Source organism: Curtobacterium sp. MCLR17_034 (assembly GCF_003234485.1).
GTDB classification, from domain to species: domain Bacteria; phylum Actinomycetota; class Actinomycetes; order Actinomycetales; family Microbacteriaceae; genus Curtobacterium; species Curtobacterium flaccumfaciens.
Window position 1 is genome coordinate 22,198 of the sequence record NZ_QKTH01000014.1, and the last position, 14,493, is coordinate 36,690.

Annotated in this window: 12 protein-coding genes; 6 read left to right on the forward strand and 6 right to left on the reverse strand. The window is 72.3% G+C overall.

Annotated features, from left to right (window positions below; all coding sequences use genetic code 11):
• Positions 1-43 precede the first annotated feature (43 nt).
• Positions 44-751, forward strand: a complete 708-nt coding sequence (locus tag DEI98_RS13460) for a hypothetical protein (protein WP_111101020.1) — start codon at positions 44-46, stop codon at positions 749-751.
• A gap of 15 nt (positions 752-766) precedes the next feature.
• Here the strand turns inward: DEI98_RS13460 and DEI98_RS13465 are convergent, their stop codons facing one another.
• The 5 genes from DEI98_RS13465 to DEI98_RS13485 all read right to left on the reverse strand — a co-directional run bounded on the left by DEI98_RS13465 (position 767) and on the right by DEI98_RS13485 (position 7,151).
• Entirely contained in the window at positions 767-1,690 is a 924-nt protein-coding gene (locus DEI98_RS13465; RefSeq protein WP_111101021.1) for an ROK family protein, read from the reverse strand.
• Positions 1,687-3,420 (reverse strand): ABC transporter ATP-binding protein, encoded by a 1,734-nt coding sequence (locus DEI98_RS13470; RefSeq protein WP_111101022.1) that lies wholly within the window; start codon positions 3,418-3,420, stop codon positions 1,687-1,689. The genes DEI98_RS13465 and DEI98_RS13470 overlap by 4 nt, the downstream gene beginning before the upstream one ends.
• Complete coding sequence (locus DEI98_RS13475; RefSeq protein WP_111024068.1) at positions 3,420-4,313, reverse strand: ABC transporter permease; 894 nt, start codon at positions 4,311-4,313, stop codon at positions 3,420-3,422. The genes DEI98_RS13470 and DEI98_RS13475 overlap by 1 nt, the downstream gene beginning before the upstream one ends.
• The gene (locus DEI98_RS13480; protein ID WP_027467218.1) at positions 4,310-5,269 is read right to left on the reverse strand and encodes an ABC transporter permease; all 960 of its coding nucleotides are present in this window, start codon (positions 5,267-5,269) and stop codon (positions 4,310-4,312) included. Before DEI98_RS13480 ends, DEI98_RS13475 begins: the two co-directional genes overlap by 4 nt.
• A gap of 88 nt (positions 5,270-5,357) precedes the next feature.
• The gene (locus DEI98_RS13485) at positions 5,358-7,151 is read right to left on the reverse strand and encodes a peptide ABC transporter substrate-binding protein (RefSeq protein ID WP_111039708.1); all 1,794 of its coding nucleotides are present in this window, start codon (positions 7,149-7,151) and stop codon (positions 5,358-5,360) included.
• Positions 7,152-7,378: 227 nt separating this feature from the next.
• On the opposite strand from DEI98_RS13485, the gene DEI98_RS13490 reads away from it, so the two are divergent.
• The 5 genes from DEI98_RS13490 (at position 7,379) to DEI98_RS13510 (ending at position 13,694) form a co-directional block, all read left to right on the forward strand.
• Entirely contained in the window at positions 7,379-8,563 is a 1,185-nt protein-coding gene (locus tag DEI98_RS13490) for an ROK family protein (RefSeq protein WP_111054781.1), read from the forward strand.
• Positions 8,556-10,112: a M81 family metallopeptidase gene (locus DEI98_RS13495; protein WP_111054780.1), complete on the forward strand. Its 1,557-nt coding sequence runs from the start codon at positions 8,556-8,558 to the stop codon at positions 10,110-10,112. The genes DEI98_RS13490 and DEI98_RS13495 overlap by 8 nt, the downstream gene beginning before the upstream one ends.
• On the forward strand, positions 10,109-10,846 hold the full coding sequence (locus tag DEI98_RS13500) for a copper homeostasis protein CutC (RefSeq protein WP_111101023.1): 738 nt from the start codon (positions 10,109-10,111) through the stop codon (positions 10,844-10,846). Before DEI98_RS13495 ends, DEI98_RS13500 begins: the two co-directional genes overlap by 4 nt.
• A gap of 177 nt (positions 10,847-11,023) precedes the next feature.
• The gene (locus DEI98_RS13505; protein WP_111101024.1) at positions 11,024-12,454 is read left to right on the forward strand and encodes a M20/M25/M40 family metallo-hydrolase; all 1,431 of its coding nucleotides are present in this window, start codon (positions 11,024-11,026) and stop codon (positions 12,452-12,454) included.
• Between the two features lie 7 nt (positions 12,455-12,461).
• Positions 12,462-13,694 carry an MFS transporter gene (locus DEI98_RS13510; protein WP_111101025.1) on the forward strand — a complete coding sequence of 411 codons (1,233 nt, stop codon included), beginning with the start codon at positions 12,462-12,464 and terminating at the stop codon, positions 13,692-13,694.
• 111 nt (positions 13,695-13,805) lie between these two features.
• Here the strand turns inward: DEI98_RS13510 and aztA are convergent, their stop codons facing one another.
• The gene (aztA, locus tag DEI98_RS13515; protein WP_258370869.1) at positions 13,806-14,450 is read right to left on the reverse strand and encodes a zinc ABC transporter ATP-binding protein AztA; all 645 of its coding nucleotides are present in this window, start codon (positions 14,448-14,450) and stop codon (positions 13,806-13,808) included.
• Positions 14,451-14,493 lie beyond the last annotated feature (43 nt).

The following is a 14,493-nucleotide window of genomic DNA, read 5'->3' on the forward strand; positions in this document are numbered from 1 at the left end:
CGTACCAGCCCGGAGCGGCCGTCGGGCGTGCTTGCATGGTGCCGTGATCCGCCCCGCCACCCGGACGACCTCCCTGTTGACCGCCGTCGCCCTCGCCGCGGCCGGCACCGCGCTGCTGGCCGGCTGCTCCGGGGCGTCGAACGGCACCACCGGCCCGACGGCGACCGCGTCGGCGCACGCCTCGGCCGGGGTCCTGGGCACCGGGTTCTCCGACCCCGACCAGCCGCCGGCGCCCGAGGCAACCATCCACCCCGAGCCCGGTTCGTGGTCCGGGGTGCACGCCCCCGCCGGCTACGACGTCGTGCTGCTCTCCGACGCGGGTGACGCCGCCGACGCTCCGACCCGGACCCTGCTCGACGCCGTCGAGTCGTGGGCCGCGGACGAGGACGTCTCCGTCACCCCGGTCTCGGCGAAGGGTCCCGACGACCGGATCGCCGCGGTCCTGCGCGCCGTCGACGCCGAGCCCGACCTGGTCATCACCGTCGGCAACCACATGGTCGACCCGCTCGCGGCCGTCTCGCCGACCGCGCTCCACCAGCAGTTCCTGGTCGTCGGTGCCGAGATCGCGGAGCCGACGTCGAACGTCACGGCGGCGGACTGGACGGGCGGCGGGTTCCGCGGCGAGGGCCTCGGGCCGTCGAGCCACTACGACCCGGAGACCTTCACCGAGGACCGCGCGGCCCGCGGCCTGCGCGCCGGACTCGCCGCCGTGCTCCACGACCTGCGCGGCATCGTCGTCTGGGTGCCCTGACCGGGCGCTCCCCCGCTACGCGGTCTCCGGCTCCAGCACGCGCGCCCGCACCTGCGCCGCGGCGCCGAGTGCCACGGCGTCGGACCCGAGCGTCGACTGCGCGAGCCGGATCGTCGCCCCGCTGACCGGCGGTTCCGCGGCGATCGCCGCCGCGATGGCCGGTTCGAGCAGGTCCCAGGACCGAGCGATCCCGCCGCCGATCAGGACGGTGGTGACGTCGAGGATCCCCGCGGTCAGCAGTGCGGCACGCGCCAGGCCCCACCCCGCGGTGGCGAAGACGGCGGCCGCGTCGGTGTCCCCACCGCGTGCGGCGACGGCGACGTCCCGTGCCGAGAGCATCCGCCCCGAGCGTTCGGCGTAGCGGTCGGCGATGCCGCGTGCGCCCGCGATGGTCTCCAGGTGCCCGGTCTGCCCGCAGGTGCACCGGGCGTCGCCGAAGCCGGGGACGTGGCCGATCTCGCCGGCGGCACCGCGCGGGCCGGCGAAGAGCCGCCCGTCGAGCACGAGCGCGCCGCCGACGCCGGTGCCGAGGGTCATCCCGAGCACGTCGGACTCCCCCACGACCGCGCCGGTGGCGATCTCGCCGAGCAGGAACGCGTTCACGTCGTTGTCCAGGGTCGCGGGGACGCCGAGGGCGTCCGTCACCGCGCGGGTCACGCCGTACCCGGCCCATCCCGTGAACGAGTTGCCGGTGACCAGGACGGTCCCCGTGGTCCGGTCGACGACGCCGGCCGCGCCCACCCCGACACCCGCCAAGGAGGCCCGGTGCGTCTCGAGCAGACCCGTCACGGCCCCGAGTGCGGCCGTCACGATCGCCGCCCCGCCCGCGTGGGCGGGCGTCGGCAGGTCGAGGCGGTCGATGACCTCGAGGTCGGGCGTGGTCAGGACGACCTTCGTGTTCGTGCCGCCGACGTCCACCCCGGCCAGGACCCGGGTCACGCGGTCACCGCCGCGAGTGAGGCGAGGCGCTCCGTCCGACGCTGCCGTTGCAGCACGGGGTCGGGCACCGGCACCGCGGCGAGCAGGCGACGGGTGTAGTCGGTGGTGGGGTGCAGCAGCGTCGTGCCGGTGGTGCCCTGCTCCTCGACGACGCCCTGGCGCATCACCACGACGCGCTCGGCGAAGTGCTGCACGACGGCCAGGTCGTGCGAGACGAACAGGCACGCGAAACCGAGGTCGTCCTGCAGCTCGCCGAGGACCTCGAGCACGGTCTCCTGCACGCTGACGTCGAGCGCCGAGGTGGGTTCGTCGGCGACGAGCAACCGCGGTTCGAGCACCAGCGCCCGGGCGAGCGAGACCCGCTGGCGCTGCCCGCCGGAGAGCTCTCGGGGGGCACGGGACGCCAGGGTCCGCGGCAGCCGCACCGCGTCGAGCACCTCGTCGATGCGACGACGACGATCGGCCGAGGACATCCCGCGACGGTGCACCGCGAGGGGCTCCGCGATGCACTCGGCCACCGACATCCGGGCGTCGAGGGACGCCACCGGGTCCTGCAGCACGACGCCGATGCCGGAGCGGAGTGCACGGCGGTCACGGCCCTTCGCGGTCCGCAGGTCCTGCCCGAACAGCGACACCGTGCCGGAGGTCGGCTTGATGAGCCCGAGCGCCACCCGAGCCGCGGTCGACTTGCCGGAGCCGGACTCGCCGACCAGGCCGACGGTCTCACCGGCGTGCACCGCGATGTCGATGCCCGCGAGCGCGTGGACGGCGCGCGCCCCGCGCCCGAACGTCACCGAGACGTCCCGCAGGTCGACCACCGGGGCCGCACCGGGCCTCCCGTCCGCCGCACCCAGCTCGGAAGACGCCGGCGTCTCCGCGTCACGCCCCCGGATCTGGAGGCGTCTCGCCGACTCAGCGGCGTCGGATGACGACGCCGGCGTCTCGAGCCGCGGCACCGCGGCGAGCAACCGCTTGGTGTACTCGTGCTCGGGGCGGAGCAGGACGTCCTCGACCCCGCCGGTCTCGACGATCTCGCCCTGGAGCATGACCGCGACCCGGTCGGCGAAGTCCGCGACGACCCCCATGTTGTGCGTGACGAGCAGCACGCCGGTACCGGTCTCGACGGCGAGCGCGCGGAGGAGCTCGAGGATCTCGGCCTGCACGGTCACGTCGAGGGCCGTGGTCGGCTCGTCCGCGATGAGCAGCTTCGGCGCGTTCGCGATCGCCATCGCGATGACCACGCGCTGACGCTGCCCACCCGACAGCTGGAACGGGAACGACCGGGTGCGCGACTCGGGGTCGGGGATGCCGACGCGGCGCAGCAGGTCGACGGCCTCGGCCGCGGCGGCGGACGCGGAGACGTCACGGTGGTTCCGGATCACCTCGGCGATCTGGGCACCGACGCGGGTGAGCGGGTCGAGGGCGGTCGCGGGCTCCTGGAAGACCATCGAGACGGTCGAGCCGCGCAGGGCCCGGAGCGCGGGTTCGGGGGCGCCGACGACCTCGTGTCCGGCGACGACGGCACTGCCCGAGGCCGTCGCGTTGCCGGAGAGCAGGCCCATCGCGGCGAGGGCGACGGTGGACTTGCCGGAGCCGGACTCGCCGACCAGGGCGAGGGTCTCGCCGGGGGCGACCGACAGGGACACCCCCCGCACGGCGTCGACGGTGCCCGACTCGGTGCTGAAGGAGACGCCGAGGTCGGTCGTCCGCAGGATCGGTTCGTTGGTCATCAGCGGCCCCGCACGTCGAAGGCGTCCCGCAGTCCGTCGCCCACCGCGTTGAACGCGCAGACGACCAGGATCACGGCCAGACCCGGCGGCACGATGAGCCACCAGCGTCCGGAGTAGGCGGCGGTGAGACCCGCCGAGAGCATGCCGCCCCAGTCCGTCGCGGGCGGCTGCACACCGAGCCCGAGGTACGAGACGTAGGCGACCAGCAGGATCGCGTCGGCGACCTGGAACGTCGCCGCGACGACGATCGTCGACACCGAGTTCGGCAGCAGGTGCTTGCCGATGGCGCGGGCGTGCGAGCCGCCGATCGCGCGCAGGGTCAGGACGTAGTCGCGGTTCTTGAGCGTCAGGGTCTCGGCGCGGATCAGACGGGACGGCACGAGCCACGACACCAGGCCGAGGATGACGATGAGGCCGCCGACGCCCGGGTTCGTGATCGCCGAGATGACGAGCAGGATGAACAGAGCCGGGATCGCGATGCCGGCGTCGACGACGCGCATCATCAGGGCGTCGACCCAGCCGCCGACGTACCCGGCGACGGAACCCCACAGGGTGCCGACGACGGTGGCCAGGACCCCGGCGGCGATGCCCACCATCAGGGAGACCTTGCCGCCGTACATCAGGCGGCCGAGGACGTCGTGGCCGACGGCGTCGGTGCCGAGCCAGTGCGCGGCGCTCGGGCCCTGGTTGGCCTGCTCGAGCAGCGTGTGGGTCTGGTCGGTCGGGTACACGAACGGGCCGACGAAGCAGAACAGCACGATGACGACGATCAGGGCGAGGCCGATCACGGCGAGGGTGTTGCTCCGGAACCGGCGGGCGGCGAGCCGGAACCCGGTGGCCGCGACGGTGACGGGGGCGCCCGGGGCTTCGGGGGCCATCTGGACGGCGGTCATGCGCGGCTCGCCTTCACTCGCGGGTCGATGAGGGACTGTGCGACGTCGGCGAGCAGGGTGCCGATGACGGTCGCGATGGAGATGACGAGCACGCAGCCGAGCAGCGTCGGGTAGTCGGAGGACTGTGCGGCGTTCCAGAACAGCAGCCCCATGCCGGGGTAGTTGAACAGCTGCTCGGTCACCAGCGCGCCACCGAACAGCACCGGCAGGTAGTACCCGAGCATCGCGACGACGGGAGTCAGCGAGTTCCGGAACACGTGCCGCCGCAGGATCGTCGCGGTCGAGGCGCCGCCGGCACGGGCGGTGCGGACGTAGTCCTCCTGCAGGTTCTCGAGCGTCGAGGCGCGCATGTACCGACTGAACACCGCGATCATCGCGAGGGCTCCGGTCACCACGGGCAGCACGAGTCCGGCCGGGTCCTGGAACACCTCGGCCAGGGTGGTGCCGCTCGGGGCCTGGGACGGCAGCCACGGCAGCTGCTGGCTGAAGACGATGATCAGGACGAGGCCGAGGAAGAACGCCGGCGTCGAGTAGAAGACGAACGCCAGGGCGGTGGCGGCGTAGTCGACCGCACCGTTGCGGCGGGCCGCCTGGAGCATCCCGACCGGGATCGCGACGACGAGTCCGAGCACCGCGGAGATGCCGGTGAGCACGAGGGTCTTCGGCAGGCGCTCGGCGATGAGCTGCGAGACCGGCTCGTTGAGCGTGTACGAGGTGCCGAGGTCGCCGGTCAGCAGACGACCGAGGAACCGCAGGTACTGCACGGGCAGCGGCTGGTCGAGCCCCTGCGCCTGGTTGAACTGGGCGATCTGCGTGGGGGTCGCGGAGACGCCGAGCACGCCGCGGGCGGGGCCGCCGGGCAGCGCGTGCAGCAGGCAGAACACCACGACGGTGACGATGAGGATCACCGCGAGCGCCTGCAGGACGCGCCTGGTGAGGTAGAGAGCTGTGGTCATGCGGCTTCCGATGGTCGGATTGGAGACGTGAGCCGGGGAGGAGGCGCGGTGCGCGTCGGTCGCGCACCGCGCCTCCAGGGTCGGTTTCCTACTTGGTCCACTTCCACTGGGCCGGGTGGAAGTTGGCGAGCGAGTCCTGGTCGAAGCCGGACAGGCCCTTCTTGACGACCGAGATCTGGTAGTCGGGGCTCGGCAGCCAGATCACCGGCAGGTCCTTCGCGACCGCGGCGCTGTAGTCCTGCACGGCGGTGGCGTCGGTCGAGGTGGTGGTCGCGTCGATCAGGGAGTCGACCTCCTTGTTCGAGTAGCTGCCGAAGTTCGCCGAACCGCCGGTCTGGAACAGCGACTCACCGGTCGGGTAGGCCGGGAAGTACCAGCTGCCCGCGGTGCCGAAGAACGACAGGTCCCAGTCGCAGCTGGCCTCGTCCGAGGTGCAGGTCGGGGTCTGCGACAGCACGCTCGACACCGGCGCGGTCTTGATGGTGAAGTCGATGCCGGTCTTCGCGAGCGAGGACTGGATCGCGCTCATCATGTTGTCGGTCACGGTCGAGCCGGACTGCGACAGGACCTGCATCGAGAACTTCGTGCCCTCCTTGACCCCCTCGCCGCACTGGCTGGCGGACGTGCCCGGGTCGGTGCAGACCATCGTGCCGCCCTGCTCCTCCCAACCGTGGCTGGTCAGCAGGTCCTTGGCCTTCGAGGTGCTGAACGGGTACGGGTTCGACTTCTGCACGTCGGAGACGTAGTCGGACTCCTGTGCCTGCGGGATCGGACCGTAGGTCGAGGTGGCGGTGCCGTTGAAGACGACCTTCGACAGCGACGTCTGGTCGATCGACATCTGGACGGCCTGACGGGCGTACAGCTGCTTGAAGACGGCGCCCATCGTGGGGTTGTTGAAGTTGTACGGCATGTACGTGATGGCCCAGCCGGTCCACGGCTCGACCTCGTAGCCCTTCCCGGTGAAGGACGCCTTCTGGTCCATGTCGGTGGCGTTGATGTACCCGTAGTCGACCTCGCCCGAGCGGACGGCGTTCACCTCGGCGTCGGCCGTGGTGAAGGGGAGCAGGTTCACCGTGGTGATCGACGGCTTCTCGCCACCGTCGTACTTCTTGTTGGCTGTCAGCGTGACCTTGCCGGCCGTGGTGAAGGTCTTGACGCCGTAGGGACCGGAGATGGTCTTCCACAGGTCGTCGGTGGCGTAGTCGGAGATCTTGCCGGCGGCGGTGTTGAGGTACTTCCACACCTGCTTCGCGCCGGCGGTGGTCTCGTCGGCGTCGGTCACCTTCGCGGTCGCGCTGGTCTTGTCCCAGGCGTGCTGGGGCAGCGGGATGATGTGGCTCAGCTGGTTGGCGAGCATCCAGTCCGAGTTGTAGGCCTTGTCGAACGTGATGGTGAAGTGCGTGTCGTCGACGGCCTTGAACGACGTCCAGTTGTCCGGCGCCTTGCCCTTGGAGTACGAGCCCCACTGGTCCTTGTTCGCCTTGATCAGGTTGAACCAGAACCCGACGTCGCGGCTCGTGATCGCCTCGCCGTCCGACCAGTGCCGGTCGCCGAGCGTCATGGTGACGCTCTTGCCGTCGTCGGCGAACTTCGCGTCGGTGGCGACGGAGCCGGCCTTGTTCCACGCGATCTTGCCGGTGGAGCCGTCGTACGCGACGAGCGGCTCGTACAGCGACTGGGCGATGGAGCCGTTGTTCGTGTTGAGGTGCGCGGCGGTGCCGATCGGCAGGATCCAGTTCGGCGTGAAGTTGGCGGGGAGCGCGTAGTCGATCTCGTCGGTCGATCCCTGCGAGGCGTTGCCGCCTCCGGAACAGCCGGCGAGCAGCGCGCTCACGGCGATCGCAGCTCCGGTGAGGAGCGCCCAGCGACGGGGCTTGGACATGCGGTGTCTCCTTGTGCGAGGGACTTCGGGGAGGTGGAGCACGGGTGCCGAGCGGCACGAGGACAGTCAAGGACCAAAGCGATTGGAAAAACAAACATCTCGATGTAAAAACTGCGTTACTGCGGAACGGACGAAAGGGTGGACCGCTCGATCCGCCCCGTAGGCTCGCGGCAGAACGGACCACCGACCGGTGTTCCGTTCCCGTTCCGCCCGGATTGGAGAAAGTCGTGGCCGATCTCAGCGCCCGCGTCCTCGAGCTCGTCGCCTCGGGGCAGGCCGCCAGCCGGACCGAGATCGCGAAGGTGCTCGGAGCCGCCCCGTCGACCGTCTCGCACGTCGTCGGCCAGCTCCTGGAGCACGGGATCCTCGCCGAGGAAGGCACGGACGTCTCGACCGGCGGGCGCCCCCGCAAGGTGCTCCGCATCGGCGGCATCGACGAGTACGCGGTCGCCGCGGACGTCGGCGGCGGGCACGCGCGCATCGGCGTGGTCCTGCCTGGAGGCGCGATCGAGTCGGTCGCGAACGTCCCGTTCGCGCTCTCCGACGGTCCGACCGCCGGGCTCCAGCGCCTGGCCGCGCTGCTCGAGCGGCTCGCCGACGACCGTGGTCGCGAAGGGCTGCGGGGCGTCGGGCTCAGCCTGCCCGGGCCGGTCGACGTCGTCGCCGGGGTCGTGGACCTGCCGAGCCGGATGCCGGGGTGGAACGGGTTCCCCGTGGCCGCGTGGCTGAGCGACCGGTTCGGCCTGCCGGCGATCGTCGACAACGACGCGAACTGCATGGCGGCGGGTGAGCAGACCGTCCAGGATCCCGCTCGACGCCAGACCATCACGATCAAGGCCGGCTCGGCGATCGGCGCGGGCATCGTCATCGACGGTCGGCTCTACCGGGGGTCGACCGGCGCGGCCGGGGACATCACGCACGTGCGGATCGACGCCGCCGGGGACACCCCGTGCTCGTGTGGCAACACCGGATGCCTGGAGACGGTGGCGTCCGGGGCCGCCCTGGTCCGGATCCTGTCGAACGCGGGGGTCGACGTCGCCTCGACCGCCGACGTCGTCCGGCTCGCCTCGGACGCACACCCCGAGGCCACCCGTGCCGTGCGGATGGCGGGCAAGTACCTGGGCGAGGTGCTCGCCGCCAACGTGAACTTCTTCAACCCGGACGCCGTCTACCTGGGCGGCATCCTGTCGACCCTCGACCCGTTCATCGCCGCCGTGCGCAGCCAGCTCTACGAGAGCTGCCACCCGCTGATGACCCAGCACCTGGCCATCGAGCCGGTGTCGCTCGGTGCCGATGCCGGGCTCGTCGGCGCCGGGCAGTTCGCCCTGCAGCGGGGCCTCGCCGCCTCGCTCGAGGAGCTCTCCGCGCCCATTCCCCAGTCCACCACCAGGAACAGGAGCGTCCGTGTCTGAGACCGGTCCCGTCACCCCCGCCGTCCCCGCCAGCACCGCTGGTGCCCGTCGCCCGGTCATCGCCATCGCCGGGCTCGCCATCGAGACGTCGACGTTCACGCCGACCCGGACCCACGCCCCCGCGTTCCACCCGGACCGCGGCGACGAGGCCGTCGCCCGGTACCCGTTCCTGGCGACCATGGCCGACCGGGCGGACTTCCGCGGGGCGCTCATCGGGCACGCGCTGCCCGGCGGGATCGTCGACCGGGCGTCGTACGAAGCCCTGGCCGACGAGATCGTCGAGCGGCTGCGTGCGATGGGTCCGGTCGACGGGCTCTGGTACGACATCCACGGCGCGATGGTGGTCGAGGGGCTCGACGACGCCGAGACGGACCTGCTCGGCCGCATCCGCGCGGTCGTCGGCCCCGACGTCATCGTCTCCGCGTCGATGGACCTGCACGGCAACGTCACGCGCGAGCTCGCCCACCAGGTCGACCTCGTCACCTGCTACCGGATGGCCCCGCACGAGGACACCCTCGAGACGAAGGAGCGTGCCGTCCGGAACCTCGTCGACGTGCTCACCGAACGACCCGTCGGTGCGCAGCGACCCGTGAAGGCCTGGATCCCGATCCCCGTCCTGCTGCCCGGCGAGCAGACCTCGACCCGTCTCGAGCCGGCGAAGTCCCTGTACGCGCAGGTCCCGCTCGTCGAGCAGACCGAGGGCGTGCTCGACGCCGCGATCTGGGTCGGGTACGCGTGGGCCGACCAGCCCCGCGACCAGGCCGTCACCGTCGTCACCGGGTGGGACGAGGCAGCCGTCGCCGCCGGTGCCGAACGGCTCGCGGCGGCGTTCTGGGACGTCCGCGAGGACTTCGTGTTCGTCGCCCCCACCGGCACGTTCGAGGAGTGCCTCGACGCCGCGCTCGCCCCGGGCGCCGCGAAGCCGTACTTCGTCTCGGACTCGGGCGACAACCCCACGGCGGGCGGCTCCGGGGACATGACCTGGGGGCTGACGCAGGTGCTCGCCCGCCCGGAGTTCCAGGACCCGTCCGGCCCGACCGTCATCTACGCGAGCGTGCCCGGACCGGCCGCGGTCGCCGCGGCGGTGGACGCCGGCGTCGGTGCGACGATCACCGTGACCGCCGGTGCGTCGGTGGACCACGTGCACGCGGGCCCGATCACGATGACCGGGCGGGTGCACGCGATCAAGCACGGCGACCGAGACGCCGAGACCGAGGTCGTGCTGCAGGTCGGCAGCGTCTTCGCGATCCTGACGAAGCTGCGGAAGCCGTACCACCACGAGCACGACTTCACCGACCTCGACCTGGCGCCGCGGCAGGCGGACGTCGTCATCGTGAAGATCGGGTACCTCGAACCGGAGCTGTTCGACATGTCCGCCGACTGGATGCTCGCGCTCACCCCGGGCGGTGTCGACCAGGACCTGCTGCGCCTCGGGCACCACAGGATCGAGCGGCCGATGTTCCCCTACGATCGAGTGTTCCCGACGGCACCGGACCTCCGCGCCCGCATCGTCCCCGCCTCCAACGAACCGCTCGGAGCCCCTGCATGAGCACCACCGCCGCACTCGAGATCGCCGTCACCTCTCCGGCGGGTGCGATCACCGCGCGGGACGGCGGCGCCGACCGCGTCGAACTCTGCGTCGGGCTCGAGCTCGGCGGGCTCACCCCCTCGCAGGCCCTGGTCGAGACGACCCACGAGACCGGGATCCCGGCGCACGCGCTGGTCCGCTGCCGCCCGGGCGGGTTCGTGCACTCCCCCGACGAGGTCGAGCTCATGGTGCGCGAGGTCCGCACGGTCCTGCGCTCCGGGGCCGCCGGCGTCGTGGTCGGTGCCCTGCGCCCCGACCGGACCCTGGACGAGGACGCCCTCCGCCGCTTCGTGGACGCCGCCCGCTCGGTCAGCGCCACCGCCGAGGTCACCCTGCACCGCGCGATCGACCACGCGACCGACCCCGTCGCCGCAGCCGGATCGCTCGCCGCGCTCGGGTTCACCCGCGTCCTGACCTCGGGCGCCGCCCCCACCGCGGTCGCCGGTGCGGCGACGATCGCGCGCATGGTCGAGGCCGCCGGGCCCGTGCAGGTGATGGCCGGTGCCGGCGTCACCCCCGCCGACGTCCGCGCACTGCTCGCCACCGGTGCCGCCGCCGTGCACCTGTCGGCCAAGCGTCCGGCCGCGGACAGCACGCACGCCGGAGTGCCGATGGGCGCCGGGGACGACGGCTCGGCGCACTTCGTCACCGACGCCGAGGTCGTCGCGGCCGCGCGGCGCGCGCTCGACGCCTGAGTCGTTCCAGACCCGCACCGAGTCCCGGACCCACACCGGGCTCCGGACCCGCACCGGGTCCGAGGTGCGGCGCGTAGCGGACGCACACCGCGCCTCCAGGCCAATCCGGGACCACCCGGAGGGACCCGCTCCTACGGTCGGCACCACCTGACCGAACGGAGAACCGTGTCCGCTCCCGTGACCGACAGCACCGAACCCGACACCCGTCGCGCCGAGGTCGCGCGGTTCCTCGAGGAGCACCGCGAACACCTGGTGCGGCAACTCAGCGAGTGGGTGCGGATCCCGTCCGTCGCATCGCAACCCGAGCGCGCGATCGACGTCGACCGGTCCGCGCACTGGCTGGCCGGAGCGATGCGCGAGCTCGGCCTCGAGACCGAGATCCTGCAGGCCGGTCCCGCACCGGCCGTGTACGCCGAGCTGCTCGTCGACCCGGCGCTGCCGACCGTGCTCGTCTACAGCCACCACGACGTGCGGCACGCGAAGCCCGAGGAGTGGCACGAGACCTCGCCGTGGGAACCCGTGTTCCGTGACGGACGCCTGTACGGGCGCGGGGCGTCCGACGCGAAGGGGCAGGTGCTCGCCCACCTGTGGGGGCTGCGCGCGCACCTCGCCACCCGACCGGACGGCACCCCGGCCGTGAACCTCAAGTTCCTCGTCGAAGGAGAAGAGGAGCTCGGCTCCAGCCACTTCGCCGACCTGCTCGACGCCGAGAAGGAACGGCTGGCGTGCGACGTCGTCGTGTTCTCGGACACGCTGCAGTGGAAGGCCGGCAACCCCGCCGTCGTCACGTCGATGCGTGGCATGACGGGCGCGACCCTCACCGTCACCGGGCCAGCGCGCGATGTCCACAGCGGCGCCGTGTCCGGCCCCGCGCCGAACCCGGTGCACGCGCTCGTCACCGTGCTCGCGGCCCTGCACGACGACCAGGGCCGCCTCACGATCCCCGGGTTCCTGGACGACGTCGACGCGCTCACGGACGAACGCCGTGCCGAGTTGCAGGCGCTCGACTTCGACCCCGACGTCTGGGTCGAGCGAACCGAGACCCGGGCGATCACCGGCGAGGCGGGGTACTCGGTCGAGGAGCGGCTCTGGGCACGACCGTCGATCGAGGTGCTGACCCTGCTCGCAGGCGACCCCACCGGGTTCCCACGAGCCGTGGTCCCGCGTGAGGCAACGGCCGAGATCAGCATCCGGACCGTGCCGGGGCAGCGGGTGCAGGCCGTCGCCGAGCAGCTGCGCCGGTTCGTCCGGGACACGATGCCCGACGGGGTGACCTACGAGCTCACGATCCCCGAGGAGACCGGGCAGGACCCGTACGTGACCCCGTCGGGCCCCGAACTCGACGCGCTCGTGCGGGCGATGGAGCTCGGGCACGGCACCGAGACCGCCGGGCGGATGGGCAACGCCGGGGGCGGTCCCGCGGAGCTGCTCGGCCGGGTGTTCGACGCCCCCGTCCTGTTCGTCGGCACGGGGCTGCCGGAGGACCACTGGCACGCCAGCGACGAGAGCGTCGACCTGCGCACCCTGCTCGACGGTGCGGCGACGATCGCGCACCTGTGGAGCGGACTCGGCGAGGCCGGGAATGGATCGTCGCACTCCGGGGCTTGATGCCCCCATGACATCGTCAGCAGCGCGCCGCGGGTGGCTCAGCGTCACGTCCGTCGCACTCGGGTCGTTCGTGCTCGTCCTGTCCGAGTTCCTGCCCATCGGGCTGCTCCCCGCCATCGCCGACGACCTGGACGTCGGCATCGGCACCGCCGGCCTGATGGTCGTCGCCACCGGACTCGTCGGCGCCGTCGCGGCACCGGTCGTCACCGTCCTGACCTCGCGGCTCGACCGCCGGGTGGTGCTCGTGTCCCTGACCGTGCTGCTCGTGGTCGCCGACGGCCTCGCCGCGATCGCACCGTCGTTCTGGGTGCTGCTCATCGCACGGATGCTGCTCGGTGTCGGCATCGGTGGTTTCTGGGCCATCGGTGCCGGGATCGCCGGGCGACTCGTCCGGCCGGAGCTGACGATCCGCGCGACCTCGCTCATCACGGCCGGCGTCTCCGTCGCGACCGTCGTGAGTCTGCCGCTCGGCGCCCTGGTGTCGTCGCTCGCCAGCTGGCGCCTCGGCTTCGTGATCGGTGGGGCGCTCGGTCTCGTCGCGCTCGTCCTGCAGCTGGCGATGCTGCCGAGGATCCCCGCGCAGCAGCGGGTGCGGTTCGCCACGCTCGGGTCGCTGCTCCGTGTGCCCCGCGCCCGGGTCGGGCTCATCGCCGCAGCCTTCGTCTTCGCGGCCCAGTTCGCCGCGTACACCTACATCGCGCCGTACCTGCAGCAGCTCGTCGGCGTCGGCCCGGACACCGTGACGATCGCGCTGCTGGTGTTCGGCGTCGCGGGCATCGTCGGGAACTTCGCCGCCGGCTTCACGCTCGACCGCAGTGTCCTCGGCACCATCGGGGCGTCGAAGTTCGTGCTCGCGGCGGCCGTCGTGCTGCTCCCGCTGCTCGCCCACTCCGTCGTGGGGGTCTTCGTGCTGCTCGTCGTGTGGGGCTTGGTGTGGGGTGCGCTGCCGCTCGGGATGCAGACGTGGATGTCGACGGCGTCGCCGGCCGGGTCCGAGACCGGGCTCGCGCTGTTCGTCACGACGATCCAGCTCGCGATCGCCGCCGGTTCGGTGCTCGGCGGTGCCGCGGTGTCGTCGTTCGGTCTGGCAGCCGACTTCTGGCTGGCGGGCGGGGTCGCGATCGTCGGTGCGGTGGTGCTCGTCGCGATGGGGCTGCGGAAGTCGAGTGCCGTGCCGGCGGTCGAGCCGGTCGGGGCCGACCCGACGCCGACCGGCCCGGTGGCCGTCGCCTGCCCCTGACCGCCGTTCCGGGGCCCGCGGAACACCGGTGTTCGTGCTCTGAACACGCGCAAACCGCGGTTCAACGGGTGAACACCGGTGTTCAGCGGAATCGACCCGACGGAAGCAGGGTCAGGTCAGGGTGACGATGCGGTCGGCTGCGGCGATCGCGGCCGGGTCGTGGGCCGCGTGCACGACCACGACGCCGGCCGCGGCCTCGTCGGCGAGCGCCGCCACCACGAGCGCCGCGGACTCGGCGTCGACCCCCGCGGTCGGTTCGTCGACCAGCAGCACCCCGGCACGCTGCGCCAGCCCGAGCGCGACGAGCGTGCGCTGCCGCTGCCCGCCCGAGAGCTCCTCGATCGGCCGATCGGCGAGCTCCGCGATCGCCATCCGTTCGAGCTGCACGTCGACGACAGCCCGGTCAGCGCGTCCGAGCGGCCGCCACCACGCGCGGTGCCGCCACCGCCCCATCGTGACGGCCGCGCGGACGGTGAGCGGGAGCGTGGTCGGCGGTACGGACTGGGTCACGTAGGCGACGCCGTCGGACGGGAGGCCCGTCACCCGCCCGGCGGTCGGCCGGATGACGTCCGCGACCACGTCGAGCAGCGTCGACTTGCCGGATCCGTTCGGTCCGGTGAGTGCGGTCACGGCCCCGGCGGGGAACGTCACGTCGAGCATGTCGAGGACGGTCCGGTCGCCGAGGACTGCCGTCACCCGGTCCAGGTGCACGGCGGATCGGGGCGCGGAGGGGTCGGTCGGCTCGGTCGCAGGCACCTGAGCACGCTATCAGTATCGATACTCGTTTTCATGTAGCGTC

Excerpts from the sequence above, each read along its gene's own strand:
- DEI98_RS13500 (WP_111101023.1), top strand. The coding sequence starts at position 10,109 with ATGAGCACCACCGCCGCACTCGAGATCGCCGTCACCTCTCCGGCGGGT.
- DEI98_RS13480 (WP_027467218.1), bottom strand. The coding sequence starts at position 5,269 with ATGACCACAGCTCTCTACCTCACCAGGCGCGTCCTGCAGGCGCTCGCG.
- DEI98_RS13485 (WP_111039708.1), bottom strand. The coding sequence starts at position 7,151 with ATGTCCAAGCCCCGTCGCTGGGCGCTCCTCACCGGAGCTGCGATCGCC.
- DEI98_RS13475 (WP_111024068.1), bottom strand. The coding sequence starts at position 4,313 with ATGACCGCCGTCCAGATGGCCCCCGAAGCCCCGGGCGCCCCCGTCACC.
- DEI98_RS13510 (WP_111101025.1), top strand. The coding sequence starts at position 12,462 with ATGACATCGTCAGCAGCGCGCCGCGGGTGGCTCAGCGTCACGTCCGTC.
- DEI98_RS13470 (WP_111101022.1), bottom strand. The coding sequence starts at position 3,420 with ATGACCAACGAACCGATCCTGCGGACGACCGACCTCGGCGTCTCCTTC.